Annotated in this window: 22 protein-coding genes; 13 read left to right on the top strand and 9 right to left on the bottom strand. The window is 41.2% G+C overall.

Annotation, left to right across the window (positions count from 1 at the left end):
• Positions 1–4 precede the first annotated feature (4 nt).
• Genes ACTQ9S_RS00565 through ACTQ9S_RS00555 form a run of 3 tightly spaced genes read left to right on the top strand, consistent with a single transcriptional unit; the run spans position 5 to position 4,222 of the window.
• Positions 5–766, top strand: a complete 762-nt coding sequence (locus ACTQ9S_RS00565; protein WP_440453231.1) for a fimbrial biogenesis chaperone — start codon at positions 5–7, stop codon at positions 764–766.
• Positions 717–3,191, top strand: a complete 2,475-nt coding sequence (locus ACTQ9S_RS00560) for a fimbria/pilus outer membrane usher protein (RefSeq protein ID WP_440453229.1) — start codon at positions 717–719, stop codon at positions 3,189–3,191. Before ACTQ9S_RS00565 ends, ACTQ9S_RS00560 begins: the two co-directional genes overlap by 50 nt.
• Positions 3,191–4,222, top strand: coding sequence for a Csu type fimbrial protein (locus ACTQ9S_RS00555; protein ID WP_440453227.1), 1,032 nt, complete (start codon positions 3,191–3,193; stop codon positions 4,220–4,222). The genes ACTQ9S_RS00560 and ACTQ9S_RS00555 overlap by 1 nt, the downstream gene beginning before the upstream one ends.
• A 238-nt stretch (positions 4,223–4,460) precedes the next feature.
• On the opposite strand, the gene ACTQ9S_RS00550 is transcribed toward ACTQ9S_RS00555, so the two are convergent.
• Both ACTQ9S_RS00550 and ACTQ9S_RS00545 read right to left on the bottom strand, forming a co-directional pair.
• Positions 4,461–5,600, bottom strand: coding sequence for a M14 family metallopeptidase (locus tag ACTQ9S_RS00550; protein ID WP_440453225.1), 1,140 nt, complete (start codon positions 5,598–5,600; stop codon positions 4,461–4,463).
• Positions 5,601–5,813: 213 nt separating this feature from the next.
• Entirely contained in the window at positions 5,814–6,260 is a 447-nt protein-coding gene (locus tag ACTQ9S_RS00545) for a PACE efflux transporter (protein ID WP_201564027.1), read from the bottom strand.
• Positions 6,261–6,360: 100 nt separating this feature from the next.
• Here ACTQ9S_RS00545 and ACTQ9S_RS00540 point away from each other — a divergent pair, with 100 nt between their 5' ends.
• Entirely contained in the window at positions 6,361–7,245 is an 885-nt protein-coding gene (locus ACTQ9S_RS00540; RefSeq protein WP_440453223.1) for a LysR family transcriptional regulator, read from the top strand.
• 174 nt (positions 7,246–7,419) lie between these two features.
• Here ACTQ9S_RS00540 and ACTQ9S_RS00535 read toward each other — a convergent pair whose 3' ends face one another.
• The 5 genes from ACTQ9S_RS00535 to ACTQ9S_RS00515 form a co-directional block, all read right to left on the bottom strand.
• Positions 7,420–8,154: an HAD family hydrolase gene (locus ACTQ9S_RS00535; RefSeq protein WP_440453222.1), complete on the bottom strand. Its 735-nt coding sequence runs from the start codon at positions 8,152–8,154 to the stop codon at positions 7,420–7,422.
• On the bottom strand, positions 8,154–9,296 hold the full coding sequence (locus ACTQ9S_RS00530) for a TIGR03364 family FAD-dependent oxidoreductase (RefSeq protein ID WP_440453220.1): 1,143 nt from the start codon (positions 9,294–9,296) through the stop codon (positions 8,154–8,156). The genes ACTQ9S_RS00535 and ACTQ9S_RS00530 overlap by 1 nt, the downstream gene beginning before the upstream one ends.
• A gap of 94 nt (positions 9,297–9,390) precedes the next feature.
• On the bottom strand, positions 9,391–10,383 hold the full coding sequence (locus ACTQ9S_RS00525) for an ABC transporter substrate-binding protein (RefSeq protein ID WP_440453218.1): 993 nt from the start codon (positions 10,381–10,383) through the stop codon (positions 9,391–9,393).
• A 231-nt stretch (positions 10,384–10,614) separates the two neighbouring features.
• Complete coding sequence (locus ACTQ9S_RS00520; RefSeq protein WP_440453216.1) at positions 10,615–12,297, bottom strand: ABC transporter permease subunit; 1,683 nt, start codon at positions 12,295–12,297, stop codon at positions 10,615–10,617.
• A gap of 96 nt (positions 12,298–12,393) precedes the next feature.
• A complete protein-coding gene (locus ACTQ9S_RS00515; protein ID WP_440453214.1) occupies positions 12,394–13,281 on the bottom strand; it encodes an ABC transporter ATP-binding protein in 888 nt (295 codons plus the stop codon).
• A gap of 322 nt (positions 13,282–13,603) precedes the next feature.
• Here ACTQ9S_RS00515 and ACTQ9S_RS00510 point away from each other — a divergent pair, with 322 nt between their 5' ends.
• The 3 genes from ACTQ9S_RS00510 (at position 13,604) to ACTQ9S_RS00500 (ending at position 17,505) form a co-directional block, all read left to right on the top strand.
• Positions 13,604–15,328 carry a phosphoethanolamine transferase gene (locus ACTQ9S_RS00510; protein WP_440453212.1) on the top strand — a complete coding sequence of 575 codons (1,725 nt, stop codon included), beginning with the start codon at positions 13,604–13,606 and terminating at the stop codon, positions 15,326–15,328.
• 44 nt (positions 15,329–15,372) lie between these two features.
• A complete protein-coding gene (locus ACTQ9S_RS00505) occupies positions 15,373–16,059 on the top strand; it encodes a response regulator transcription factor (protein WP_068035754.1) in 687 nt (228 codons plus the stop codon).
• Positions 16,060–16,158: 99 nt separating this feature from the next.
• The gene (locus tag ACTQ9S_RS00500; protein WP_440453210.1) at positions 16,159–17,505 is read left to right on the top strand and encodes a sensor histidine kinase; all 1,347 of its coding nucleotides are present in this window, start codon (positions 16,159–16,161) and stop codon (positions 17,503–17,505) included.
• A 37-nt stretch (positions 17,506–17,542) separates the two neighbouring features.
• Here the strand turns inward: ACTQ9S_RS00500 and ACTQ9S_RS00495 are convergent, their stop codons facing one another.
• Positions 17,543–18,226, bottom strand: a complete 684-nt coding sequence (locus tag ACTQ9S_RS00495; protein ID WP_440453208.1) for a DUF1345 domain-containing protein — start codon at positions 18,224–18,226, stop codon at positions 17,543–17,545.
• A gap of 84 nt (positions 18,227–18,310) precedes the next feature.
• On the bottom strand, positions 18,311–19,291 hold the full coding sequence (locus ACTQ9S_RS00490) for a CorA family divalent cation transporter (protein ID WP_440453206.1): 981 nt from the start codon (positions 19,289–19,291) through the stop codon (positions 18,311–18,313).
• A 374-nt stretch (positions 19,292–19,665) separates the two neighbouring features.
• Here ACTQ9S_RS00490 and ACTQ9S_RS00485 point away from each other — a divergent pair, with 374 nt between their 5' ends.
• The 6 genes from ACTQ9S_RS00485 (at position 19,666) to ACTQ9S_RS00460 (ending at position 25,541) form a co-directional block, all read left to right on the top strand.
• On the top strand, positions 19,666–20,262 hold the full coding sequence (locus ACTQ9S_RS00485) for a PepSY domain-containing protein (protein ID WP_440453204.1): 597 nt from the start codon (positions 19,666–19,668) through the stop codon (positions 20,260–20,262).
• 464 nt (positions 20,263–20,726) lie between these two features.
• Complete coding sequence (locus ACTQ9S_RS00480) at positions 20,727–21,119, top strand: diacylglycerol kinase (protein WP_227514149.1); 393 nt, start codon at positions 20,727–20,729, stop codon at positions 21,117–21,119.
• Between the two features lie 47 nt (positions 21,120–21,166).
• Complete coding sequence (locus tag ACTQ9S_RS00475; protein ID WP_440453202.1) at positions 21,167–21,934, top strand: PAP2 family lipid A phosphatase; 768 nt, start codon at positions 21,167–21,169, stop codon at positions 21,932–21,934.
• A 295-nt stretch (positions 21,935–22,229) separates the two neighbouring features.
• The gene (locus ACTQ9S_RS00470) at positions 22,230–22,889 is read left to right on the top strand and encodes a response regulator (RefSeq protein WP_068327648.1); all 660 of its coding nucleotides are present in this window, start codon (positions 22,230–22,232) and stop codon (positions 22,887–22,889) included.
• Positions 22,890–22,942: 53 nt separating this feature from the next.
• Positions 22,943–24,601, top strand: coding sequence for a sensor histidine kinase (locus ACTQ9S_RS00465; protein ID WP_440453200.1), 1,659 nt, complete (start codon positions 22,943–22,945; stop codon positions 24,599–24,601).
• Positions 24,602–24,740: 139 nt separating this feature from the next.
• Positions 24,741–25,541: a COG4705 family protein gene (locus tag ACTQ9S_RS00460; protein WP_440453198.1), complete on the top strand. Its 801-nt coding sequence runs from the start codon at positions 24,741–24,743 to the stop codon at positions 25,539–25,541.
• Positions 25,542–25,555 lie beyond the last annotated feature (14 nt).

Raw genomic sequence — 25,555 nt, 5'->3', positions numbered from 1 at the left:
ATTGATGTTAAGTCTCTGGCTGCGCCGTGTTGCGAGACCGGCTATTATCTTTAGCTTGCTACTGTCTGGTAGTGGAGCAATGGCGAGTGGCCTACAGGTCTCTCCCATCTCCTTAAACTTACAAGCTAGAGAAAACGCCAGTGGCCTGACCCTTAGTAACTCGAGTGACGAAGCGATAAACGCGCAAGTGCGTGTTTATCAGTGGTCACAAGATGAAACAGGTGATCAGCTCACGCCCTCACGAGGATTATTGGCCAGTCCGCCAATGATTAAGCTCAATTCCAGTGACAAACAACTGGTCCGAATTATCCGTGCTAAGGCACCTCCGCAAGGAATGGAAGCGAGTTATCGGATTTTGGTTAATGAGCTGCCTAGCAAGTCTCCCGATCAAAAAGCTGGTTTGCAATTTGCAATAAGCTACTCTCTACCGGTATTTGTGCAGCCAGTGGGTACTGTCAAAACTAGCCCACAATTACAATGGCATTATAGTTTGCAACCAGATGGCGAGCAGATCACATTACGCGTCCACAATAGTGGCAATGGTCATGCCAAGTTAATTGGTTTGAGCGTTGTAGATACTGCGGGCACTAGCGTTAATATACACCAAGGTTTACTGGGTTATGTTTTACCAGATGCCACTATGAACTGGACACTGAAAATACCGCCTTCTACTCTCACATCAGGGACGATAGCCGGTAAATTCAAGGTAACGATCAATGGAACTGAGACGATACAAGACGTTACGCTGGACACTGCCGATCGCTAAAATAGCCTTATTGCAAACCTTAATGATACCTCTCAGCCATGCCTTCGAACCAAACGATATCATGGCTACCTCTACCAACCTTCCCAACGACAGTCTCGCACAGCTTGATTTAAACCGTAACAATCGTGACGAAAATGACCATCCAGACAAGCTTGATCTCTATTTAGAGGTTAAGCTTAACGGCGCAGACAAGGGCTTAGCGGCCTTCGAATACTATAATGACCAGTTATGGGCCAGTACCAACGTATTGCAGCAACTCGGCTTTATAGTGCCGCCCGATATCCTCGAACCAATACCGCTAAACACCCTACCCGATATCAAGATTGATTATGATGCACGTCAGCAAACGGTCAATATTATTGCACCGCTAAACATGCTCAACCTTGCCACCACCGTCGTTAATATCCGCAATAGTAAACGCCCGCAACCGACCGCCTCGCCTGGTTTTCTGTTAAATTACAACCTCTATGGCACGCAAACAGAGGACAACGCGACCAGCCTAAGTGCTTATACAGAACTGCGTGCGTTTAATGACCTCGGTGTATTAAGCTCCACTGCCCTCACGACTGGCAAGCGCTTTGCTGATAGAGATACTCATAGTAATGATTGGGACAGCCGCACGGTACGTTTGGATAGCAATTGGAGCAAATCATTCCCTGATAAGCTGCTCACTGTCAGCGCTGGCGATATACTTACAGGAGCACTGTCATGGACAAGGTCCACACGCTTAGGCGGATTGCAATTTGGCAGTAACTTTGACCTGCAGCCCTATATGACCACCACGCCTTTGCCGTCATTTTTTGGCTCCGCCACTCTGCCCTCAGCGGTAGAGCTGTATATTAATGGTCTCAAGCAATACAGCGGTGACGTACCTGCCGGTCCGTTTGAGCTTCATACAGCGCCTAGCTTCAGTGGTGCGGGCAATGCCCAACTCGTATTGACCGATGCATTAGGACAAAATACCACGCTTAATTTTTCACTTTATGATGCCCATCGTTTACTGCAACCAGGGCTGTCTGATTGGTCAGTAGAGCTTGGTGCCGTGCGCGAAAATTATGGTGTTAAATCTTTTGATTACGGCAGCGATATTGCGGGCTTTGGCACTTGGCGTTATGGGGTCAGTGATCGCTTTACTGCCGAAACCCATGCTGAAGTGACTGAAGGTCTTAGTAATGTTGGTATCGGTGGCACTTGGTTATTGGGTAGTAAAGGTGGTGTCTTATTTGCCTCGCTAGCGGGCAGCGACAGCCAAGGTGAAGGTGGATTGCAATACAGTGCAGACTACTCTTGGAATAACAGTCGCTTCCATATCGGTCTCAATGCCACTGGTACTCATGGTGACTACCGTGACGTCGCCACACGTTACGGAGATGCTCCCAACCGCCGAAGTGAACAACTCTCAACAGGTTATAGCACACAATCTCTGGGCAGTTTTAGTGTGAGTTATAACCAGATCGCTTTTGCGCAGCAAGAGACCTCACAGTTTGCCAGCGCCTCTTGGCGAAAGTCCTTTGGGCGACGGCTCAGCCTGAACGCTAACTACAATCATGATATCCATAACTCTGATAATAATAGTGTCTCTTTTGGCGCCTCGCTATCCTTAGATCGTAATATCTCGCTGAATAGTAGTGTGCAGAGCACCAACGATCGTCATGACTTGGTAACAGATATATCGCAATCAACACCAAGTGCGGGCGGCATAGGCTGGCGCGCGCAAGCAAGGCACAGTACAAGTAATAATAGTACGGGTAATAACAGCAGTACCGATGGCTTAGCCGAATTGAATTATCTTGGTCCATACGGACGACTAAAAACTGGTATCAGTAGTAACAACGATAACTATTCTACCTATGCTAGCGGTACAGGCGCGCTAGTTATGATGGGTGGAGGATTGTTTGCCGCACGGCAAATCAACAGTGGTTTTGCCGTGGTCTCCACTGATGGTATCGCCGATGTACCAGTGCTGCTACAAAACAGCCCCATCGGTACAACGAATAAACGGGGTCTATTATTGGTAACACCATTGAACGCTTATCAAGACAATAAGATAGCTATTGACCCTATGGATTTGCCCGCTGACCTGCGGATTGACAAGGTGAATATTGAAGCCACGCCGACTGACCGCGCAGGAGTATTAGTAAGCTTTGGTATCACACCGGTGCGCTCTGCCTCTGTTATCCTCACAGACAGCGATAACCAGCCACTACCGTTAGGCAGTCAAGTACAGTTACTTACGAACAAAAATGCACCTTCAGCAGTTATTGGATTTGATGGCGAAGTTTATTTGGATACCTTAGATGAGCACAATGTACTAAAAGTAATCATGCCCTCTAATGATAGTTGTACGGTCAGTTTTGTTTATTATAAACAGGGCGACGATATTCCACTAATCGGTCCTCTCATCTGTCAAAAGGTAGAAGAATAATGAAATTGTTAAAATGGAAATATAGCCTATTTTTGATAGTAGGTGCATGGTGGTTACCATCAGGGAATGCTTATGCCGTACCCAATGTTACTTGTGAAGCAGGTATGAATACAGCAGTGGGAAGTACCGGTAACGTGAACATTAGCGATGGTGTCACCCCCGCCAACGCCGATGACGCAAGAATTACTGCTACATTGAACTACAGATGCACTAATAGTGGCTCCGCAGGATATGTATCGGTCTGTCTTGCGGTAGATGGTGGCAACAATAACAGCACTTACCCTCCGCGTTACATGAAGAATGGGGCTGTCGATTCAAGCTTGGCTTTTACCATGACATTGCCAGGAAATACTATTTGGGGTACCCGCAATTCTAGTGGTTCTGAATTCAACTCAGGCTCACTCGCCATTGCTGAAAACTCATTTATCTCAGGCAACGTGGCTATTGATATCTCTCTGCTCTCAAACTATGACAACGCTCTCGCAACATCCGGAACCTACACCAACGATTTCAATGGCAGTCATACCGCATTAACGTTTAGGGCTAACGAAATCTCATCTGGCCTTGACTGCTCAACAGGTAATTTAGGAGTAGATCAATTCCCATTTACCGTTCAAGCGACCGTAATTCCAAGCTGTTTAGTTACCTCTACCACTGATGTCAATTTAGGTTCTCATTCTGCAAATAGAAACAATATCATGGGCAATAATTCTAGTGCGATTGGCGTGACCTGCACAAATAGCGCACCCTATACTATCGGCTTGATGCCCTCCAATAACAGTATAGATGGTGCTGGTGTCATGAGCGGTACTGGCGGCAATACCGATAAGATACCTTATCAACTGCGTTCAACTGATGGTGCAAGTGGAAATATATGGGGAAACACCGCCACCTCGAATAACGTAGGAAACGGCGTAGTAGGTACTGGCAATGGAACCTCTCAACTAAAGACTATCTATGTTACTGTCCCCAGTGCCGATTTTAAACCTGATAACTACTCCGACATCGTAAGCATTAACGTCAATTATTGATAGCAGCTCCTCCTTTGAGGATAATAAAACTTTGTTGTTTGAGATATTTAAACCTTATTCCTATGGTTATAGTGCTCATTAGATTAGAACGAAAAAATTGTGCTTGCCGATTACTATCGATAAGAATATTGAAAGAAAGCATATATTTTGCGAATATGGAGAAAAGGAAGTGCTACATATTCACCATAAAACCAACATAAGCTGGTCATTAGCTTTACACGTTGGTCTGAATCATTCACTAACGTAAATCATCAACGACAGCCAACATCGCAATTAACGATGCCTCTCCTAATTTAATAGAACGCTCTGGCGACCAGCCCATGTCTGCATCAGGTAGATTATCGTTATCTTTGAAAGGCATCTCTAAGGTATTGGCAAGGCAATCAAAACGTTCTGCCACCCAGTTAGTTGCGACAGTCATGTTTGCTGTACCTGGCGCATCAACGTCATAACCAAATTGTGACTGAAAATCAGCGCTGGCTAATTTCAACACGTCTGAAAATTTATCACGCAGACGTGCGAGGCGATCGTTATAACTTGGCGTCCCTTGAGAGCCGGCAAGAAACACATAAGGCAGCGCTTCATCGCCGTGCACATCATAAAACAGGTCAACGCCTGTCGCCTCCATTTTGTTAATCACATGGAACACTTCAGGGCTTTTTTCTAAGCTTGGATTTGACCATTCACGGTTCAAGTTAGTACCGACAGCGTTGGTACGCAGATGTCCGCGCACACTACCGTCGGGGTTCATATTCGGCACAATGTAGAAGTTCGCTTTCTCTAACAACAACCTAGCGGTGGCATTATCACTATCTAACAAGCTATGCATCAGACCCTCAACCAACCATTCAGCCATCGTCTCACCAGGATGCTGACGCGCAGTAATCCAAATATTTCGTTTATTCGCATCACTATTGCTATCGCCATTACTGATTTTTACTAAGGTTAAGTCACGCTTATCAAGCGTTTCACCTAGATGTTCTAGAGTCACTAATGGATGCGTTTGTACGGCGGCTAATAAATCTTGATGACGCTCATAACTGTAAGGGGCAAAATAAGCAATTTGAATGGTTTCACATTCTAAATCTGCCACGATGGTTAACTTACCATCTTTATAAGTGGTTGGCAGACGGAACCAATATTCCCGATCGTACGAAGCAACGGCTTGGTAATCCTGCCACCCTTTAACGTAGGACGCCTCCCCTGCATTGACAATATTGAGGACATATTGCTCACCAACCTGACCTGATAAACGAAAGTTAAACCATTGGAAAAACTCGCCACCAACGTCTGGACGAATAGCCAACTGGATATCCTTTTTATCGTCTAAATTAATAACGTCAATATTACCTGCATCGAAATTGGCAGTGATATGCATAACCTTTCCTTAATAAGTTTCTAAGAATCTCAAAATTAATTCTAAATACAGAAGTGTTTCATCGGCTTTAAAATACAGTAAAGCCTTTTAAACTATATATTTTATAGTCTAAAAGGCTTAATCACCGATTTTATCTAGGTGAAAAATTTAAATTTAGAGTCTATTCTAGCACCCATCAACATCAGATATAACTTGAAGTATTGTTAGCTCGACTTATATGGAAACCGCGCTATTTTTTACATATTTAAAATACTGTATTGGGAAAATCTTGTCATAAGCCCAGTTATAAGAGAAGGTATAAGCCAAATAAAATCCAACCAATGACGCATCCATAATAAAGGCTTGCCATAAACTAATGCCAAGATACCATGAGACCATGGGCAGATATAGAAGCAGCAGACCACCCTCAAATAGCAGTACATGAAGCACTCGAATCGCTGGGGTCTTAAATGTGCTGCGTTTAAACTTTACCATGCCTTTATCAAAGACTATATTGAAACCGTAGTTCCATATAGTCGCTATGATAGAACCTACAATGGCAATAACACCGATATCTTTGATATCAAAATCAAAAAAGAAGCTCATAATGGGAATGGATAGTATTAATGCAATTATTTCAAATCCAACAGCGTGACGTATACGATCTCTATGAGTTCGCATGATTAATCCTTATAGAATATACATTCATATTACTTAGTTGACTCTATTCTATCTGTTAAACTAATAGATCAAAGTTACTGTCTATAGGAAAAACCGATACATGAACTTTTCTTTAGAGCAACTACAAGCATTTGTGGCAACGGTAGAGACGGGCTCGTTTTCAGCAGCAGGACGGCGGCTTGGCAAAGCACAGTCATCGGTTAGTGCGGCGGTGGCAAATTTAGAAATCGACTTGGGCAACGTGTTATTTACTCGAAATAGTCGCTATCCTGAATTGACGGCGGAAGGTAAACGGCTGCTAGCTGAAGCGTATTTAATACTGGAGCGCTGCGAGCATTTCTTTGGGGTGGCCCAAAGCTTAAGTGAAGGTGTCGAAAGCCGCTTGGTGCTGGCAGTCGATGACCTTTATCCGTCAGAGTGGCTGGCGCGATTGCTCGATGAGTTTGATAACTTGTTTCCTACTGTGGAGTTAGAATTGCTGCTGCCCATTATGGAAGATGTCAGTCGTTTGATTTTAGAAAAGCGCGCGGATTTGGGCATTATGTGGAGCCAAGAGGATTTGCCATCGGCTATTAGTTTTCATACCTTAGGCTGGATTCCGCTTAAGATGGTTTGTGCGCCTGAGCATGAAATAGCAAACCGAGTGGTCAGCTGGGAGGACTTAAAAAGATATCGTCAGCTCATTGTTGCAACGCGCAGTGAGAGTAAAGAAAAATCACGCCTACGGGTTGCGGCCGATGTATGGTGGGTTGAGAGTCAGTGGGTGATTATTGAGCTGGTGCAACGTAACCTTGGTTGGGCGTTGGTGCCTGAGCATATTATCGTTGATGCGTTAAAGGATGGCTCTTTGGTGTCGCCAAAACTGGATTTTGATAAGCACAGTTGGCCCGTTGCGGTTGAGCTGATTTGGCACAAAGAAAAGCCGTTAGGTAAGGCTGGCACGTGGTTAAAACAGGCGGTTATTACTTTAGACCAGCAAGCATAATAGCCTTTCTTTATAGCTATCAATCAAGGGCTGATACCCTATCAATTATTCATTCGTTAAAATGGTGAAAAGCTCTCTTCGCTATTTTTACATAACGTAGAAGGCTTTTTTAGTTTTCTAGGTGACTCTGCCAGTATTAGGCTTTAAGAATAAGATTACTCTATAGATTGATTTTTAAATCAACTGAGCCAAATCAGTTAACTTATCCAATACTATATCTGGCGAGGACTTTTCAAGCTGCGCTTTGGTTTGCGCGCCGGTCAACACGCCTATACATAAGCCGCAATTGGCATTTTTCCCTTCTTCGATATCGATGCCACTATCCCCTGCTTTTAATACTTGCTGCGAATCCTCAATACCAAACTTATCCATCGCGAGCGTAATCATATCTGGCGCAGGGCGACCATTCACCACATCATCAGCTGTAATTAGTGCATCAATCTCACGACCTACTGACCACCCTAAAATAGTTAATATCTTATTGGCAGTCTTTGCGTCATAGCCCGTATTTAAAACCACTGTTCTACCACTGGCTTTTAGCTTACCAAAGAAAGCCAGCATGCCATCAAAGGTAGCCAAAGTATCTGCTGTATAAGCCTCTGCCAAACTGGTTTTAAAAATTGTAAACGCTACGTCGGTAAGTGGTTCAACCTCATCCTCAGCGATATCCAATTCATTCAGTATGTCATTGATCGCTTGACGTTTTTCCTTGCCAGCGCCAAATTCTAAGCAAATATCTAAATCAACTTCTTTATCCGCTTTATCGCCATCGCTAAGCGCTTGATTGATTGCATCACGTACCGTTTTATAAACGAGATTGTCTTCATTAACAGTCGTGCCCGCCATATCAAAAACGCATAGTTTGATATGATCGAATTGTTCTTTAATACTATTAATATCTGTACTCATTATTTTGACTCCAATACGAAATTAATTAACTCTTCACCAAATGCAAAGCCTGTCGATGCGCCAGTGCCGCTAGTGACAGAACCGACAACCACACCTTTTTCTGGTGAGGCTTTAAAAACCACGTCATCACCGCTGGGATAAACCCCTAACCAATGCTGTACGATATCGATCTCGCCAACATCCATGACTTGATGGAACTCGTTAATGATTAAATCATCAACTCGCACATCTCTAAATGGCAACTCCTTATCGCTATAATCATGGCTATCACCAATGATGAGAGAACCGTCAGCAGATTGCACTACAATCAGATGAACACCTGCTTTGCGCTCAGCTGACTGAATATTATCCAGCAATGAGATTAACCTTTGAGCTTCAGGTAATTGGGCAAATCCATCATAACGAGCAAAGCTTAAATCCGACATCACCGCAGCATTTAGCTTAAATGCTTTTTTTGGCATGACACGCATCATATTGAGCGTGCAAAGTTTGGCCTTAGCCTGCGCTAAAGTCTCTGGATATAAGCTATGCAAGTCTGTACCGGGACAGACCACACAATGCTCTGCTTGCAGCGTACCACGGCTGGTATGCACCATAGGCAACTCGATGAAGTGCACAGTGGTTTTATTATAAAAATCTACGCCATGCGCTCGACTTAGCCAATTCGCCAGTTTGCCAATGGCAGTTTTTGATTCGACTCTGAGCTCATGAGGACTATATAACACCTCCAAACCGTTTTTAAGATAAGCTGCGTTTTCTGTTATCTCAGCTTGCGTCAGCAATCGACAAGACGCGCCCATCTCTGTTTGTAAAAACGCCTCAGCCACGTCCATTGCTTCTGGGCGTTGAATGAGCATATGCAGACCGCTATGCTTCACCTCGATACCTGCTTTGGGAGCAATATCTGCCCAGATATTACGCGTATGCATGGCTCGCTGCCAATGCGCGCCACTTTGCTGCCCACTCACGGTGACAAAACCAAAGTTACGTACTGACGCATCTTTATTTTGTGACTCACGCTCAACCAGTGCCACACTCAGCCCTTTTTTAACCGCGGCATAAGCGCTGGCAAGACCGACAATGCCACCACCAACTATCACTACATCGTATTTTTTTTCAGACAATTTGCTTGTTAACTGCACTTTGATGTTCCTTAATTTTATTTACTTTTAAATGCTATTTTTTTAGGAAGCTTAGAACTTATATTTCAAATTTAGCTCGCACTGGTTGCAACGCTTATAGCTTTTGACCGTGGAAAAATGCCCTGTGCTTATCTAATAACTCAGCGGTAAGCGGCTCAGCATACGTTTTTACATTTTTGATTTTATTCTCAGATGCAACAGTTTCACCGTCATAGATGATATTTGGATATATTTCTAACAGTTGCGGTCGCGCATTTTTGACGATGATTTCAGCCATTTTCATCGCATTTTGATTGGTTTTATCGCCTTTATCGATGACAGCCACCGACTCACTCAGCGTATAGTTACCTTCGCTAGGATCGATGTAATCAATAGGCAATCCTTCTACTTTATTAACAACTGCTTGATGACGCATGCCAAAGCCAATAGGCACTTCACCTGCCATTACTTTCTTCAATGGACCTGACCCTGATAATTCTAAATTTGGTCCGGCGTTTTCGCGAATACGATTCATGATGGTTTGCCCTTCGGCACCCATGCCATAGGCAGCAGTGATGTCTTGAACAAATAACCAACCGGTCGATGAGCCACTTGGATCAACCATGGCAAGTTTATTTTTATAGATGGGTTTTGCCAAATCTTTGGCACTGGTTGGTCTAGGCAAATTTTGCGCGGCCATCTCTTTGGTGTTTAAAATAATCGCCCCAGTAAAACTTAAGATGGGTGCATAGTAACTAGGAACCGCTACTTGGGGATTGACCTCAAAGCTGACATCCTTAAACATCGAATGTTTTGCCTGCGCGCTCTCTAAATAAAACGAGCTCATGGTGACCAAATCTGCCTCTATGTTCTTACCTTCGGCCAATAAACGCCCGCCAAGCTCACCCGTACCAAAAGACTGAAATATATATTGCCCTTCATACCCTGCTTTATCTAATACTTCCTGAATAACCTCTACCGCTTCTTCGTCGGCATTGCTATAGATGATGACCTCCTCTGCGCTATTTCCCTCTGAAGAAGCTGAGCTACAGCCTGTCAAAATAATTCCGCACGTGAGACCTATCATTAACGTTTTAAATGAAAACATTTTTTATCCTATAGATTTTGTTGAGTTTTAATTATTAAAGTTCGTTTATATGTTCGATAGCGATTAGCTATTAATTGCTATAGTCGTTTCAATTTAAAAAGAACACAGTACTGCTGGGATGAATTTTTTGAAGCCTCTGGAGTGTAAAGCGCACAGCAAGCGAGAAAAATTTATACCAGCTGAACGCATTTTTCAACGTATCCCTTTTATTTTAAACCAGCTTAACCATACTTAAGTCGTCGTAGGCGCAATAAGCGTTTCGTCCGTTGCTTTCGGTGTCCCGTAGAGTCGTCTGCTATGTAAGTGACGAATGATGGCAAATAGTATCAAGGCGCAGATATTGGTCAGCAATATCATCAGCGATAAGATAAAAATCTCATCAAAGCGCGCAAAATGCTGTAACTCTACGATTTTGGTGGTGAGCACCATGGTTTTGGCACCAGAGATAAAGATAACCGCGCTAATCGTTACCATGGCACTGATAAAGTAGAACGAAGCGACTTCAATTAAGGTAAAAAATGAATTGGGAATCACAATGCGCCGCAGGGTCGTAAACCATGAATCACCCAATAAACTTGCCGTCGTCTCCCAGCCTAGATTCATTTTAGCCAGTGCGTTTTTACTCATTAGATAAGGGGTGGCGAAGTAGTGAATGATGTTGCTTATCACGATAATAAAAATAGTATTAGCGACAGCAGAGCCTGAAAAAATCATAAGATAGGCAATACCCACGACCATCCCTGGTACGGTGTTGGTGACCAAAGCTGAACTCTGGATACTGAATTTACCAATTCTGAATAAAGCTGAGCGCTCGCACAATAGTGCTGAAAAGTAAGTGATTAAGGTACCGAAGATAGCCGTCAATACCGCTACGATGAGTGAGTTTTTATAGACTCGCATTAGATTGGCAGATTCTAAAACCTTGCTGACGGTTTCCGTACTGAACTGCATTTGATAAGGCCATGTTTTTATCCACGGAATGATAAATATCACCGCAAAAACCATCAGTAAGCAAAACAAGATAACGCTCGATAATACGGCTAATACTCGGTCTTTGATTTTGGAAGAAGGCAAGTCGATATTTTCAACCGAATCGTAGCGGATATTAAAGCGCGCGACATACCAGAGTATGGCAATACTCAATACCGATGGAATGAGCATAAACAGTGCGACCACCGCCCCTTTTTCAAACGAAGGAGACGCACCTAATATTTGTGTATAAAGTTCAATGGCGATGACCTTATATTGCCCACCAATGGAAGCTGGGATACCAAAATCCGTAAAGGCCAAAAAGAAACATTGAATCATTGCCGCCGCAAAAGTACCAATCAACGGACGCATGACCGTCATATCGAACTGGCGCAGAGACGAATCGCCCATTAATTCTGAGACGATCACGAACTTTTTGTCTAAATATTGAAAGGTATTGTTGAGTAATAAAAAGGCGATGGGCAAGGTATAGATGGTATAGCCAAGCCACATTCCTTGAAAGCCGTATATATTTTCAAACAGCTGAAAGCCGAGTATTTGAGTCAATAAACCTTGCTTGCCAAAGGTATAAATAATGGCAAAGCCATAGGTCACTGTTGGCAATAACATGGGCAATAAGGCGGCAACTTTAATGACCTTTTTAAAGCCGTTCGGTAAGTTGGTCCAGTGCACAGTATAAGCTAAGATGAAAGCGAGCATGGTGGCGCTCAGAGCACTTACCGTCGCCACAAAAAAACTATTAAACATCACCTGTTTAAAGCTATCACTATTTGCGATACTTTTATAGTTATCTAAGCCAATGCCATCGCCGACATTGAATGATAACGCCAGCATTTTACCTAAGGGTACAAACAAAAAGGCGATGAATAAAATCGTCACAAATAGCCAAATGGCTTTTGCTTGGGGTGGGTTACTAAGCTTCATAAACGTCCAAAACAATCAAATGGTCAGGTTTTTACTGAATGACAGCTATAGTCAGTATTTCAGTTACCGATTCAGTCACTGTAAGCTTCTACAAGATTAGCCTTGTACAGTGTCTTTTGACTTTTTCTTATCATGGACAGTGATGGCTTTAGAATCAGCATGACGAGGGCTAATATCAGCCTCATACTGTCCATAGTTTTGGGTTTGAGTGTATTTACTTAGCGGATCAACTTCAGAGATACCGTCTGCAAATAAACTTAAGATATTGCGACGTTTGATATTGAGCTGGTTAAGAATGAAGTTGGTGACGAAATCATTGGCAGGGTTGTGTATGATTTCAGCGGGTTCAGCGAATTGCGCCACTTTGCCATCTGATAGCAGTAGGATGCGATCAGATAACGTCATCGCCTCTTCTGGGTCATGGGTGACAATTAAGGTAGTGAGCTGATAGCGCATGGCAATCTCACGAATGCGCTCTTTGACGGTTTCCTTAATTACCCCATCTAATGCAGATAAAGGCTCATCTAACAGTAGTATTTTGGGTTTCATGACTAGCGTACGCGCCAGCGCGACACGCTGTTTTTGACCACCTGATAATTGATGAATGCGCTTACTTAGATGCGCCTTAATATCGAGCAAATCGACCAGTTCATCGACTTCTTGTTGTGTACTCACACTAGGATTATTACGCAGACCGTATTCGATATTTTGTTTGACATTGAGATTAGGGAATAACGCATAATCCTGAAAGACAATATTAAAGCCTCTTTGTCTCATAGAGACACGGGTAATATCTTCCCCGTTATAGGCAATTCGACCACCATTGATATCAGTTAAACCTAGAATCATATGAAGTAAAGTGGTCTTACCGCAGCCGGATGGCCCTAAGATTGAAACTATCTCACCTTTGTTAATTTTAAGTGAAAGATCCTCAAATATAACCTTGTCATCATATCTCTTCGTAACCTGTCTTAGCTCTAACATATCAACTTCCCTAATTGCTTATAATTAACAATCTAATTATCCATCTTGGATAGGTCAGCAGTGTATCTGTCAGTTATGACATTTCGATGAAAAAATATGACAATACGAAGTCAGCTTGACGTAAGGTTAGACCTCCTCATGTGTAATAAACCTTTGTATGCCAAGCGATACAAAGGTTTATTGCTAACTAGCAGCACAGCACGAGATAATTTTAATCTAATACTCGTCATATTGTTAGCTTAGCTACCTTAACGTCTTCTTAACAGGCTAATTGCTATCGTAAAGAATTACGTTCCTTATAATTCTTTTGAGAAGCCTAGTTATGTCGATATCTCAAGCACTTAGCACTGATGATACTAAAGCTAATACTAAAAAAGGCTATATAAGTAAAATCTTTAATTACGAGATTAATCTTAATTATCTGATTATCATTGTTACCCTTTATTTAGTAGCCACCGCGAATATTGGTTTTTTTGCGCAAGTGCTAAGTATTTATCCTTTTAGCACAAATATTGGCTTTATAGTTTCTATCACAGGCTTACTGTTCGGCTTGATGTGGCTACTCTTTCAGTTATTGTGTTATCGAGCAATCGCCAAACCAGTCCTAATTGCTATGGTAATGATAGCTGCCGTGTGTAGTTATTTTACCGATGGGTATGGGACAATATTCGATAGTAGTATGCTGATCAATAGCTTGCAAACCGACCAAGCAGAAGCGATGGGACTAATGGCGCCAAGTTTTTTTATTCGTGTCGTTTTATTAGGCGTTATACCTGCTATTATTATTGCTAAAATTCGTATAAAGCGACTTCCTTTACGTCGAGCATTATGGCAACGAGCAGTTACTTTAATTCTTTCTATTGCCTTAATAGCAGTTTGTCTATTACCCTTTGGTGATCAATACGCCACTTTTTTTCGCCAGCATAAAGTGGTTCGTAGTTATACCAACCCCATTACTCCTATCTACTCTGTCATCAAACTGGGTACCGATTACGTCGATGAATTGCGCCGTCCTGATACCCTAATACTTCATGCGACAGATGCCAAACGTATAACACCCGTCACTAGCACTAGCACTAGCACTAGCACTAGCACTAGTAAAGTAAAACCCAAATTGATGGTATTTGTCGTCGGTGAAACGGTCCGCGCTGATCACATCGGCCTTAACGGCTATAAGCGCGATACTATGCCGCTACTGGCCAGCCAGCCAGATATTTATAGTTTCAAAAATGCAACCTCTTGCGGCACCTCTACCGCTTATTCCGTTCCTTGCATGTTCAGCTATGCTGATAGAAAGGATTATGATGCCAGTAGTGCGGATTATAATGAAAACGTGCTTGATACTCTTCATAAACAAGGCGTCAACATCGTTTGGCGAGACAACAACTCAAGCTCTAAAGGGGTTGCGGATAGAGTCACTTTTGAGGATTATAAAACGTCAGATGTTAATCCTAGTTGTGACGGCGAATGTCGTGACATTGGTATGCTAGACGGTTTTGATGCTTTAGTTAAGTCAGATACAGGGGTAACATCAGATGTACCTGCTAAAGATACTCTTATTTTATTGCATCAAATGGGCAATCATGGCCCTGCTTACTACCAACGTTACCCTAAAGAGTTTGAAGAGTATCAGCCGGTATGTATGACCAATGAGCTATCTAAGTGCGACGATCAGTCCGTCATCAATGGTTATGATAATGCCATTCGTTATACTGATTACTTCTTGAATAACGTTATCAATACGCTAAAAGCTTATGAGCAGGATTATGATGTGGTGATGGTATACATCAGCGATCATGGAGAAAGTTTGGGCGAAAATAATATCTACCTGCATGGTCTACCATATAGTATTGCACCAAATGCCCAAAAACAGGTGCCTGTGATTGTCTGGTCGCCTACTGGCAATGGTATGGATAAAAGCAGTCTCGCCAGCATGATTGATCAGCCGGTATCACACGACTTTATCACCCCTACTTTACTAGGCTTCTTCGGTATTACAACCAACGAGGTGGCAGCAGCACCAACCTTTTTTAAAACTGTTAATTAATCTTTTTAACCCAAGCAATGCTAGCATTCATGCACGAGACCTTTATGTACAAGATACTTATTATTGAAGACAATCCCGATATCGTGGCCAATATTTATGCTTTTTTTGAGCCAAAAGGCTTTGAGCTGGATAACGCTCATAACGGGATTAGTGGCTTAACGCTGGCCTCAAATAATTATTATGACGTTATTCTACTAGATGTGATGCTACCTGGTATGGATGGTACAAAACTGTGTAAAAAGCTGAGAGAAGAACTGCATAATAAAACCCCAGTATTGATGCTGACAGCTCGCGATACGATTTTGGATAAAGTTGCAGGCTTCGATAGTGGTGCCGATGATTATTTGGTTAAGCCCTTCTCACTCGTTGAATTAGAATCACGTATCAAAGCCCTCATACGTCGACATCAAGATGACCACTTTGGGCACAGTATAGAGATTGGCAAACTGTCTTTGAATACTGAGGAGCATACGATTAGCCGAGAAGGCCAATCATTAAAGCTCACACCAACAGGGTTTAAAATATTAAATACATTGATGTGCGCTGCACCTAGAGTCGTCAGCAAGAATGAATTAGAGGAAAAGGTATGGGGTGAGGATATTCCAAGTAGCGATGCATTGCGTACCCATATGCATAGTGTGCGTGCACAAGTCGATAAACCGTTTGCTAAAACCATGCTAATCACCGTACCCGGTGTTGGTTATCAGATTATTGACCCAGACAAGGTATAAAATCCGATAATAGGCTTTAGCTGCTTATTCTTATTATAAGTAGTATTTTTCGTAATTATTATCACTCTTCTTACTGTCTTTCCCTACGAAGTAAATGCCATGTTTAGTCTTGACTCTATCGTTAACAAGTTTCGAATATCATACTTTTTATTCGCAATATTGCTTTGCGCAACTTTCGTCAGTATTTTTATGTATGCTGAAGTCAGAATAGAGCAAGATTTGGTCAAAGCTCGCTTGCTACAACAGTTAGAGCTTAGTCGAGAAAAAGAGGGTGAGCAAACTATCTATGTCGCAGATCCAGGCATAAAAATTTATCGCTATGGCAATGCGCCTGAAAGTTTGAAAGCTATAGCGACCGAAACGGTGCAGGAAACTTCTGTCACGATAAATACGGAATCGGGTTCACATACAAGTAACCTTCATTTCTTTATCCATCAACAAGATAAACAGAAATATATTTTGACCTACTTAGAAGGCACCGAGATGGTGATGGGTAACTACCCTGTTTTGGCGATATTTGAACACTTAGAAGATATATTTGCCAATGCCTTAAGAGTCGCCGTTATTCTAAGTTTATTAATTGCCGCAATATTCTCTCAGTTGTCCTCTAGGCAAATTACTAAACCTTTATTAGACTTAAAAAAAGCAGTAGAAACCGATCATCAAAATTTAACCGAATTGACTCATTTGCCATCGGAGGTTGGCGTATTAGCGCGAGCCATTGATGAGAAAAACCATAAGCTTGAGCAGTATCTAAAGCGCGAGCAGTTGTTTACCGGTGATGTTAGCCATGAGCTGCGCACGCCATTAACGATTATCATGGGTGCGTCAGAAGTGTTGGCCTCACAATTAGCAAGCGACAGCCATTTGAACGAATTTACCAATCGCATTAGCAATACCGCCAAAGAAACCTCTGAGATTATCAGCGCTTTATTATTGCTCTCTCGTGCTCCTGAAAAACTAGACACACCGCAAACGTCTATCAACAATATTGCTTCAAATGAAGTAGAGCGCTTAAAGTACTTGCTGCGCTATAAGACGGTGACTTGCACAGTCGTGGCTGAACAAGAGTATTTCGCCTATGTACGACCTGAACTGCTAAAAATGGCACTGGGGAATCTAATAAAAAATGCCTTTCAATACACGGATGAGGGTGAAGTAGTTATTACGATTGATGATAAAAAAATAACCGTCACTGATACAGGTCTGGGTATTCCTGAAGCTTTGATGCCCCTGCTTTATGAGAGATTTGAACGTCTAGAGCAACCGCATAATGATACGCAGTTGGATACAGAGGTATTGTCAACAGGATATTCTAGTTATAAGGTTGAAGGCACAGGATTGGGTCTTAGCATCGTGCAGCGCATCATGGCGCACATGGGCTGGCAACTTACCCATCAAGCCAATGATTCAGGCGGCAGTACCTTTAGTATTTATTATACATAACGTCTACTAAGAGACTGCCTTTAAAAGTCCTAATGTATTACAAGTAAGTAGCAATGATGTTAATCAGTAAGGCAATAATGACTAAATTAAAGACAAAGGCGATGATACTGTGAAGAGTAGCCAGATTCCGACCTATTTTAGAGGTAAAGGCAATATCAGCGGTCTGACCTGAAGTACCGATAGCAACTGCACAATAAAAAAAATCTTCAAAACTGACGTCAATTGGTGTCCTCCGATCAGCGTTAGTCTCCATCATTGTTTCAGGGAAAGCTAAGGGTAAAATATGACCTTTTTGCGCCTCAGAAAAATATAAATAGGCATACTGCATGGCAAAAATTATTTGAATCATCAGCCAAGTAATGAATATCGTCCCAATAGTCAGACTAATACTTAGAGCAAACATAAGGTCTTGATAGTTCTTACCAATTTGAGTTTGTTTAGCGATGGCATAAACGCAAATGAAACTTGAAACTATAATCAAGCTTAAAATCGAAAACTTGCTTTGCTTAGCACTATTTAAGTGCTCGTGCATCGTATCTTTTCGTAGCATGATTATGATAGTGCTCAGAAAAACAAGAATGGCGCAGTCCCATCCTATAATAAAGCTGGTACTAAAAGACAACGACCAAATACTGGTTGCTGATATCCCAACGATAAGCCCCATCAACAGACTACCTAGCAAACGCCAATGACTAAGAAACGTATCTGATGATAGTGCCATAATTTTAATCATACCTTATCAATGAGGATTCAGATTATACAACTATACTGAGTGGTATTAACTTACATCATCAATAGGAATGTTTCAAAACCATTTTCTATTCTTAAAATACATAATAATGCTCACTGTTATCGTTACCATCAAACTAAGCAGAATAAAATAACCATAGTGCCACTTTAGCTCAGGTATGTACTCAAAATTCATGCCGTAAACGCCTACCAAAAATGTTAATGGTATAAATACCACTGACACCAAAGTCAAGGTACGCATGATTTCATTCAAACGATGTCCCTGAATTGAGAATATTAGGTTGATTTTACTGTCAAGCTCAAACAACTCAAAATCAATTTCATCAATTAAATTGTTTGCTTGCTCTTTGAGCTCTATGAAATATTTGCTTTCCATAGCGATAATGTTAATTGTCTCTAGTTTTACAATCGTATTACGCAAGCTTAGCGTCGCTTTCTTAAAATTTAACATGCGACGTTTTTGCTCCTCAACCTTTTCAGTAAAATAAGGAGTTGGATTAATATTCGTCACCTTTATAGAGTCACTGTCAGCATTCAATAATTTTTCAAACGTCTCCTCATAGTTTGCTATCAGTGATTCAATCAAAAGAAAGATTAAGTAATCGACTCTTTTGCTTCGTACTTGCCCTTTACCTTGAATCAAGCGATCACGAATCCACTGAAAATGGTCGCCAATATTCTCTTGCAAACTCCATAACATATTTGACGATACAACAAAAATCAGTTGTTCATTATCTAAATTTTTATCATCAGTTTTCAATACTTTTAAAGCGATGAACAATACGTTATCCAGCTCGATAACCTTGTTGGCATGGTCATCATCTTGGAGTAATTTAATTAAAAAGTCATCAAACTGATTTTGGATGACAATTTGTCTCATCTCGTCTAATTCGCTCAGCCCATAGGTATTGAGCCAAAAAACCTCGTCACCCTGTGTCTCAAAGTTCAACTTGGTAATGTCATCACAAGGTAGTTTTGATACTCGTGAGGATGAATACGCGATGAGTGTCGTGTTTTGTAAGAATTTTTCTGACATCACTTCCCCCTATAGAAACACCTTTGATCAAAAGCTTAACAAGGTTGCTATTCAAGCCAAAAATGAGAGTGGTTAAATATTTGATATTTGATATTTGATATTTTATATTCAATGACTTCTTTATTCCAAAATACGCTACAACAATGATTAAGTTAACAGATAGATTCCCTTTCGAGTGTAGCTAATACTATTTAGATAGTGATTTAACTCAGATAAGTAAGCAATGTTTATTATATTCACTCGCTAATTAAACCCTTAATTCCCGCTAAGTTTCTCCTATGTCGTTTCTCGTATTATAGATTCATACCCACAAGGTAGCTGACAAAACCGTTAACGGTGTGTCAGAAATTGACTTAATAAAAAGGATGAATCTTATGAAAAACTTATCAACGCTAACTAAATCAATGATTGTCGCCCTTACTATTGCAGGTGTAGGTGCAACCGCTATAGCCGCCCCTGCCGCCAATACTAAAGCGGTAACTGAGTCAAGTGAAGCTATCAGCGCCATGCAAAGTAAAATCAGCCTATCGCAGGCAATTGAGATAGCCAAACAAAATGCCAAAGGTGATCTGGTTAGTGCAGAGTTTGATTATGACGACGATGATGATAATGGCAACGGTGCTGCAACTAGTGAATACGAAGTTGAATTCATCTCTAATGGTACCTCTTACGAGGTCAAGATCGATGCCAATACTGGTAAAGTCATTGAGACTGAGCAAGAAAAACTAGATAAAGAAGATATGGCTGAATACAGTGCTATGAAGCAGGCCAAAGTTACGCTCGCTAGTGCCATGCAAAAAGCAGCACAAAGTGTGAATGGTAAAGTAATTAGTGCTGAGTTCGAGCTAGAAAAAGGTCAATCTGTTTACGACGTTGAAGTCGTCAAAGGCAATCAGATATATGATGTGAGCATAGATGCCAATACTGGTAAGGTGTTAAGTAGTCAAGTTGACGTGGAGGATGATGACTAAAGAACGAGCCAAAAGAATGAGTTTCAAATTTAGCTATTATCCTATCTTAACGTTTTCTTAACAGCGCTAAGCCCATACTAAGATTTAAGTGCTAACCAGTGACCTTCTCCTAGCTGGGATCATTAGAAAAATAATTATATCGATGATTGCACTTACATTATATTTTAACTTCAACGTTAGTAGGCAGCAGTAGCCGATACCATAATAGAACAAGGTGTCAGCTACTGCTTTTTGCTATGTATAAAAACAGATATTAGTTTTACCTTAACGCTTTCTTAACCCCTTCTGTCATATACTCAAAGTCTGCTGATTTTACTAAGTATTTAACATGCTTCTTAAAACCTGCTACATACCCGAATATTAATGACTATTAAGCAATCAATATGAATCATATCGAACCCCTTACTCTCGACAACGACCACACAAACTCCCATTCTGACAACCAAAAAACACCTGATACTTTAATGGTAGCGGATAACTTTGCAAATAATGTTAAGGGTAAAAAAGGTCTGGCTCGTATTTTAAAAGCCACGGGGTATTCTATAGATGGTTTTAAAGCGGCTTATCAGTTCGAGGCGGCATTCAGGCAGGTTTTTTGGCTTAATCTAATATTGTTCATGGTCATTATATTTATGCCTTTTGGCATCAGTATCAAAATGATGCTTGTGATCGCTTCCTTCTTATCCCTTATCGTTGAGCTCATTAATACTGGTATTGAAGCGAGTGTCGATCATACTTCGATGGAGCAACATCCATTAGCTAAAATAGCGAAAGATGTCGGTTCTGCTGCACAGTTTTTGGCGTTATTAATGTTATTTGTTTTATGGATAATGGCGTTATTAAGCCTTTTACATTGAACAACACTTAAGCTTTTACAACCTAATAAATTGAGTAGGGTGTCTTGATGACTTTAGAAAATAACTCAGCTAATTGGATGTGGCTTAAGCTTTTGTGCTTAACTGTCATTGCGAGTCTAACTTTTGAGCATAGTCGGTTTGATGTTGGTATTAGTAAGCTTTTTTATACCAATGGGCAATGGTTTCTAGAAAAAGGCGCTCAGCCTTACGCTTTTATCTTTTATGATGGACCTAAAGCACTTTTGATCCTAGTGGCAATGTATTTGATAACCGTGTTAATGATCAAATACAGACAACCTTCGAATACTGCTTCTACCATTAACCGTAGTAAGCTCGATAGATTTATTATTCCTTTATCAGTTCGTGAAATAGGTTACTTACTTATTATTTTGATTGCAGTGCCAAGCTCTATTGCACTATTAAAAGGTGTCACCCATGTTAGTTGCCCCAATCACTTAACATTATTTAATGGTGATCTTCCTTATCTTAATCTCTGGCAAAATATAGTCGCCCAAACGCCAGCCAAATGCTTCCCAGCGGCACATGCTAGCGCAGGTTTTTCCTTATATGGATTAGCATTTTTACCCACTTTGCATAAGTATCGCTATAAAATACTTGCAATAGTTACTGCCTTAGGATGGACAATGGGAATGTACAAGATGCTGTTTGGGGATCATTTCTTTAGTCATACACTAGTATCGATGTTACTCTCACTAACGATAGCTTGTGCGCTTGCCAGCGTATTTTTTAAAAGCGCAGCTATTATCAAAGAACGTAATCTTATTTTAAACAGTACAGTAGACTCAGTTAAATAGCTATTAGCACTAACCTACCTAATGCTTCTGCCCTATAAATTATAGGGTCTTTTTTTGCCAGTGAATTTGAACTTCTAATCAAATGCTTAATCTGCGCTAAGCTTCTCCTATATCTTATTTTGTATGATGGACTCATATCGAAACGGCTGACAACCGTTTTTGCGAAATTGAAATTGCCAAGGGCACACAGAACTATGGTTTAATTATAGATAGCATGACAGGTCAAGTTATCAGTAGTCAGTTAGACGACGATGACTAAAATAGCGGCATTGAACCACATCTATAAGGATATCCCATGCGAGTATTGGTAGTCGAAGATGACTTGATGATTGGCGAGAGTCTGAGTGAAGCCTTGCAAGATGAGGCTTATACAGTTGATTGGGTCAAAGACGGTCGTCAAGCCATACTGACATTAAGGGTGCAACCTTATGACATCATCTTATTAGATTTAGGCTTACCAGAGGTTGATGGCATGGGCGTGTTGACTGCTATTCGCGATGCCAAGATTGAAACACCAGTGTTGATACTCACCGCGCGTGATCAATTAAAAGACAGAATTGCAGGATTAGACTCAGGGGCTGATGATTATGTCGTCAAGCCTTTTGAGTTAGGAGAAGTCTTTGCACGCATGAGAGTGCTTATTCGCCGAGCTCAAGGCAAGGCTGACAATCAAGTGACGGTTGGTAATCTCAGTCTAGATACCGCGCACAAACGAGTCATGATGGATGGCAATCCTATCGATTTAACCGCAAAAGAGTATATGCTCATCATTACCTTTATGTTGTCACCTGAAAAAGTCATGTCCAAAAGTGAACTTGAGGATTCGTTATATGGTTGGGGCGGTGAAGTTGAGAGTAACGCCATTGAGTTTTTGATTCATAGCTTACGCAAAAAGGTCGGGCAAGATAGAATCAAGAATGTTCGTGGGCTTGGGTGGTACATCAGCAATGCCTAACTTTAAATGAATAACTCAAAAACCCTAGCTATCACCTATAAAAGTTAAATGCTATGCCTAAATTCCGTAAACTCTTTAACTCACTACAGTTCCAACTTATCTTTTGGTCTGTTTTGTCATTATTGCTATTGGCAATAGTCGCTGGTGGTTATGGATTTTGGTACAGCTATAACGAGATAAATGACTTTCAAGATGATAACTTAAAAAATACTGCGGCATTGTTAGAGCAGTCGCTTAATATTAGTGGTTTAAATAATAATGCTGCTTATTCATACAGTGACGAGCATGCCCGCAGCAACATTCACTTTGATACCGATGACGATGATGGTGCTATCACCGTTGATATAGTCATACTCTCTGCCTCACTCGATAACGGTAACGGTAACGGTAACGGGGTAGAAGATTATCAGAACGATCAAAGTGATGACGAGCATGATTACTCAGAACCTATACCGATGGCATTATTAACTAATATTCCAATAGGAATAAGTGATCAAGACATTGATGACCATACTTGGCGAACTTATAGAAGTAATGTCAAGATTGAGTCTTTGAATACTAATGAAAAAGTAGCCCTAATCTTACGCCAACAAACGGATCTACAAGACGATTTAGCCAAAGCCAGTGCCTTACAGTCTTTTTTACCCCTTATTATCGGTATAGCATTATTACTGCTTTTACTCCCTTTTATCATGTGGCGAATGATGAAACCTGTGCGCCAATTACACTATGAGATAAGCGCACGTAATGAGAATGACCTAAGTCCTTTATCGATTGGTAGACTGCCCTCTGAATTGCTGCCACTAGCAGCATCTTTAAATAGACTATTGGCTTTAGTAAAAATTAGTATTGAACGTCAGCAACGCTTTATCGCTGATGCTGCCCATGAACTGCGCTCGCCGCTCACTGCTATCTCATTACAGCTACAACGACTACAGCGTATTAGTAATGACACCGTTATGTCAGAAGGTCTTGATAAACTGGCTATTCGCTTGAAACGCAATCAAAGTTTGGTTGAGCAGTTATTAACGCTCGCTAGAGCTGGCAATATCAATACAGCGCTCGATTCTGAAGAAACACCAACCAGCGTTAACTTCATTATCGAACAAGTCATTGGCTTACTCATTCCCATTGCTGATAATAAAAGCATCGAGCTGACCGTTGACTTGCAACCTAATAGCAAAGTAGATATAGATGAGACTTCGTTATTAATGCTCATCAAAAACCTGATTCAAAACGCCATTATTTATACACCAGATAATGGTCAAGTCATGGTTAAACTCTATCAACTTAAGCAAAACCCAGGCAGTTTGGATAAATCGGCTTTAAATGCTCAGTACAATTTTGGCTCACATGTGATTCACTCTGGAAAATTAAATAATTTATCCAAAACCTTAAGTGGCAGATTGGTGTTGCAGATAATAGATTCAGGCGCAGGTATTCATCCTAGTGATTATGAGAATGTTTTTGAGCCCTTTGTAAGGCTTAATCAAGTACCAAGTACAGCTGATCAATTCAGCGATAATATAAGCGCATCAAGATCAGATAGTGCCAGCAAGAAATCACAAGAAATAGCAGGCACTGGACTAGGCCTCTCTATCGTCAAGTCAATTTGCGAGCAGGCAGGTATAGATGTCTTTATGAACGACTCCACTTCGGCAACTTCAAGTCAGAATAGTAATCGAGGGCTTTGTATGACGCTGGTTTTCTAAATCAATAATTTGAACTTTTCATGGAAGCTTTCCAGATCTAAATAGTTGTATCTTGACACTTTCTTAACACCTCTATTGATAGTTTAGTAATGTCTACAACAGGACACTAAATTTGCTTATCGATAGAGTGAATCCATCCATGAATACAACCTTAAAAGCTCAATACTCATCCAGCGTTTCAGATAACGATCCAGTATTAAATGCTTTATCCAAAGTTCCAGAGGTTACCTTACTTTTTTGGATAATCAAAGTTGCTGCTACGACACTTGGTGAGACAGCAGGCGACGCCTTATCAATGTCGCTCAACCTAGGCTACATCGTCAGTACTGGTATATTCGCTGTCCTATTTGGCATAGCGGTTGCCACCCAAATTAAAGCGAACTCGTTTAATAAATGGTTATATTGGACGACGATTATCGCGACAACGACTTTAGGAACAACGATAGCAGATTATGTGACGAGATCATTAGGAATTGGCTACGCTGGCGGCTCAGCGTTACTAGTCGCTCTACTTATAATGTGTTTAGTTATATGGCAAAAAACGATGGGAAGCATTGCCGTCGACAGTATTAGTAAACCCAAAGCGGAGGTGTTTTACTGGACGACTATTATGTTTTCGCAGACGCTTGGTACCGCATTAGGCGACTGGGTCGCAGATACAAAAGGCATGGGCTACACAACGAGTGCTATCATCTTTGGCTCTTTATTGGTGCTTATTGCTTTGATGCATTTTGGCACTAAAATATCAAAAACGCTTTTATTTTGGAGTGCCTTCGTTTTGACTCGCCCTTTAGGAGCGGTATTAGGTGACTTCTTAGATAAGCCTATTGATCATGGTGGTCTTGCATTGAGTCGCTTTGGCGCTTCCGCAGCACTATTAGGCTTTATCATTGTCTGTTTATTAGTGTTTAAACAGCGGGCTAGTACTAAAGCGCATTGATAAATGTAAGTCTA

Origin of the sequence: Psychrobacter sp. ASPA161_9 (genome assembly GCF_051970275.1) — a bacterium.
In the GTDB taxonomy this organism is placed as follows: domain Bacteria; phylum Pseudomonadota; class Gammaproteobacteria; order Pseudomonadales; family Moraxellaceae; genus Psychrobacter.
This window is presented reverse-complemented; position numbering and strand designations above follow the sequence as displayed.

Excerpts from the sequence above, each read along its gene's own strand:
- ACTQ9S_RS00565 (WP_440453231.1), top strand. The coding sequence starts at position 5 with ATGTTAAGTCTCTGGCTGCGCCGTGTTGCGAGACCGGCTATTATCTTT.
- ACTQ9S_RS00560 (WP_440453229.1), top strand. The coding sequence starts at position 717 with ATGGAACTGAGACGATACAAGACGTTACGCTGGACACTGCCGATCGCT.
- ACTQ9S_RS00555 (WP_440453227.1), top strand. The coding sequence starts at position 3,191 with ATGAAATTGTTAAAATGGAAATATAGCCTATTTTTGATAGTAGGTGCA.
- ACTQ9S_RS00550 (WP_440453225.1), bottom strand. The coding sequence starts at position 5,600 with ATGCATATCACTGCCAATTTCGATGCAGGTAATATTGACGTTATTAAT.
- ACTQ9S_RS00545 (WP_201564027.1), bottom strand. The coding sequence starts at position 6,260 with ATGCGAACTCATAGAGATCGTATACGTCACGCTGTTGGATTTGAAATA.
- ACTQ9S_RS00540 (WP_440453223.1), top strand. The coding sequence starts at position 6,361 with ATGAACTTTTCTTTAGAGCAACTACAAGCATTTGTGGCAACGGTAGAG.
- ACTQ9S_RS00535 (WP_440453222.1), bottom strand. The coding sequence starts at position 8,154 with ATGAGTACAGATATTAATAGTATTAAAGAACAATTCGATCATATCAAA.
- ACTQ9S_RS00525 (WP_440453218.1), bottom strand. The coding sequence starts at position 10,383 with ATGTTTTCATTTAAAACGTTAATGATAGGTCTCACGTGCGGAATTATT.
- ACTQ9S_RS00520 (WP_440453216.1), bottom strand. The coding sequence starts at position 12,297 with ATGAAGCTTAGTAACCCACCCCAAGCAAAAGCCATTTGGCTATTTGTG.
- ACTQ9S_RS00515 (WP_440453214.1), bottom strand. The coding sequence starts at position 13,281 with ATGTTAGAGCTAAGACAGGTTACGAAGAGATATGATGACAAGGTTATA.
- ACTQ9S_RS00510 (WP_440453212.1), top strand. The coding sequence starts at position 13,604 with ATGTCGATATCTCAAGCACTTAGCACTGATGATACTAAAGCTAATACT.
- ACTQ9S_RS00505 (WP_068035754.1), top strand. The coding sequence starts at position 15,373 with ATGTACAAGATACTTATTATTGAAGACAATCCCGATATCGTGGCCAAT.
- ACTQ9S_RS00500 (WP_440453210.1), top strand. The coding sequence starts at position 16,159 with ATGTTTAGTCTTGACTCTATCGTTAACAAGTTTCGAATATCATACTTT.
- ACTQ9S_RS00495 (WP_440453208.1), bottom strand. The coding sequence starts at position 18,226 with ATGGCACTATCATCAGATACGTTTCTTAGTCATTGGCGTTTGCTAGGT.
- ACTQ9S_RS00490 (WP_440453206.1), bottom strand. The coding sequence starts at position 19,291 with ATGTCAGAAAAATTCTTACAAAACACGACACTCATCGCGTATTCATCC.
- ACTQ9S_RS00485 (WP_440453204.1), top strand. The coding sequence starts at position 19,666 with ATGAAAAACTTATCAACGCTAACTAAATCAATGATTGTCGCCCTTACT.
- ACTQ9S_RS00480 (WP_227514149.1), top strand. The coding sequence starts at position 20,727 with ATGGTAGCGGATAACTTTGCAAATAATGTTAAGGGTAAAAAAGGTCTG.
- ACTQ9S_RS00475 (WP_440453202.1), top strand. The coding sequence starts at position 21,167 with ATGACTTTAGAAAATAACTCAGCTAATTGGATGTGGCTTAAGCTTTTG.
- ACTQ9S_RS00470 (WP_068327648.1), top strand. The coding sequence starts at position 22,230 with ATGCGAGTATTGGTAGTCGAAGATGACTTGATGATTGGCGAGAGTCTG.
- ACTQ9S_RS00465 (WP_440453200.1), top strand. The coding sequence starts at position 22,943 with ATGCCTAAATTCCGTAAACTCTTTAACTCACTACAGTTCCAACTTATC.
- ACTQ9S_RS00460 (WP_440453198.1), top strand. The coding sequence starts at position 24,741 with ATGAATACAACCTTAAAAGCTCAATACTCATCCAGCGTTTCAGATAAC.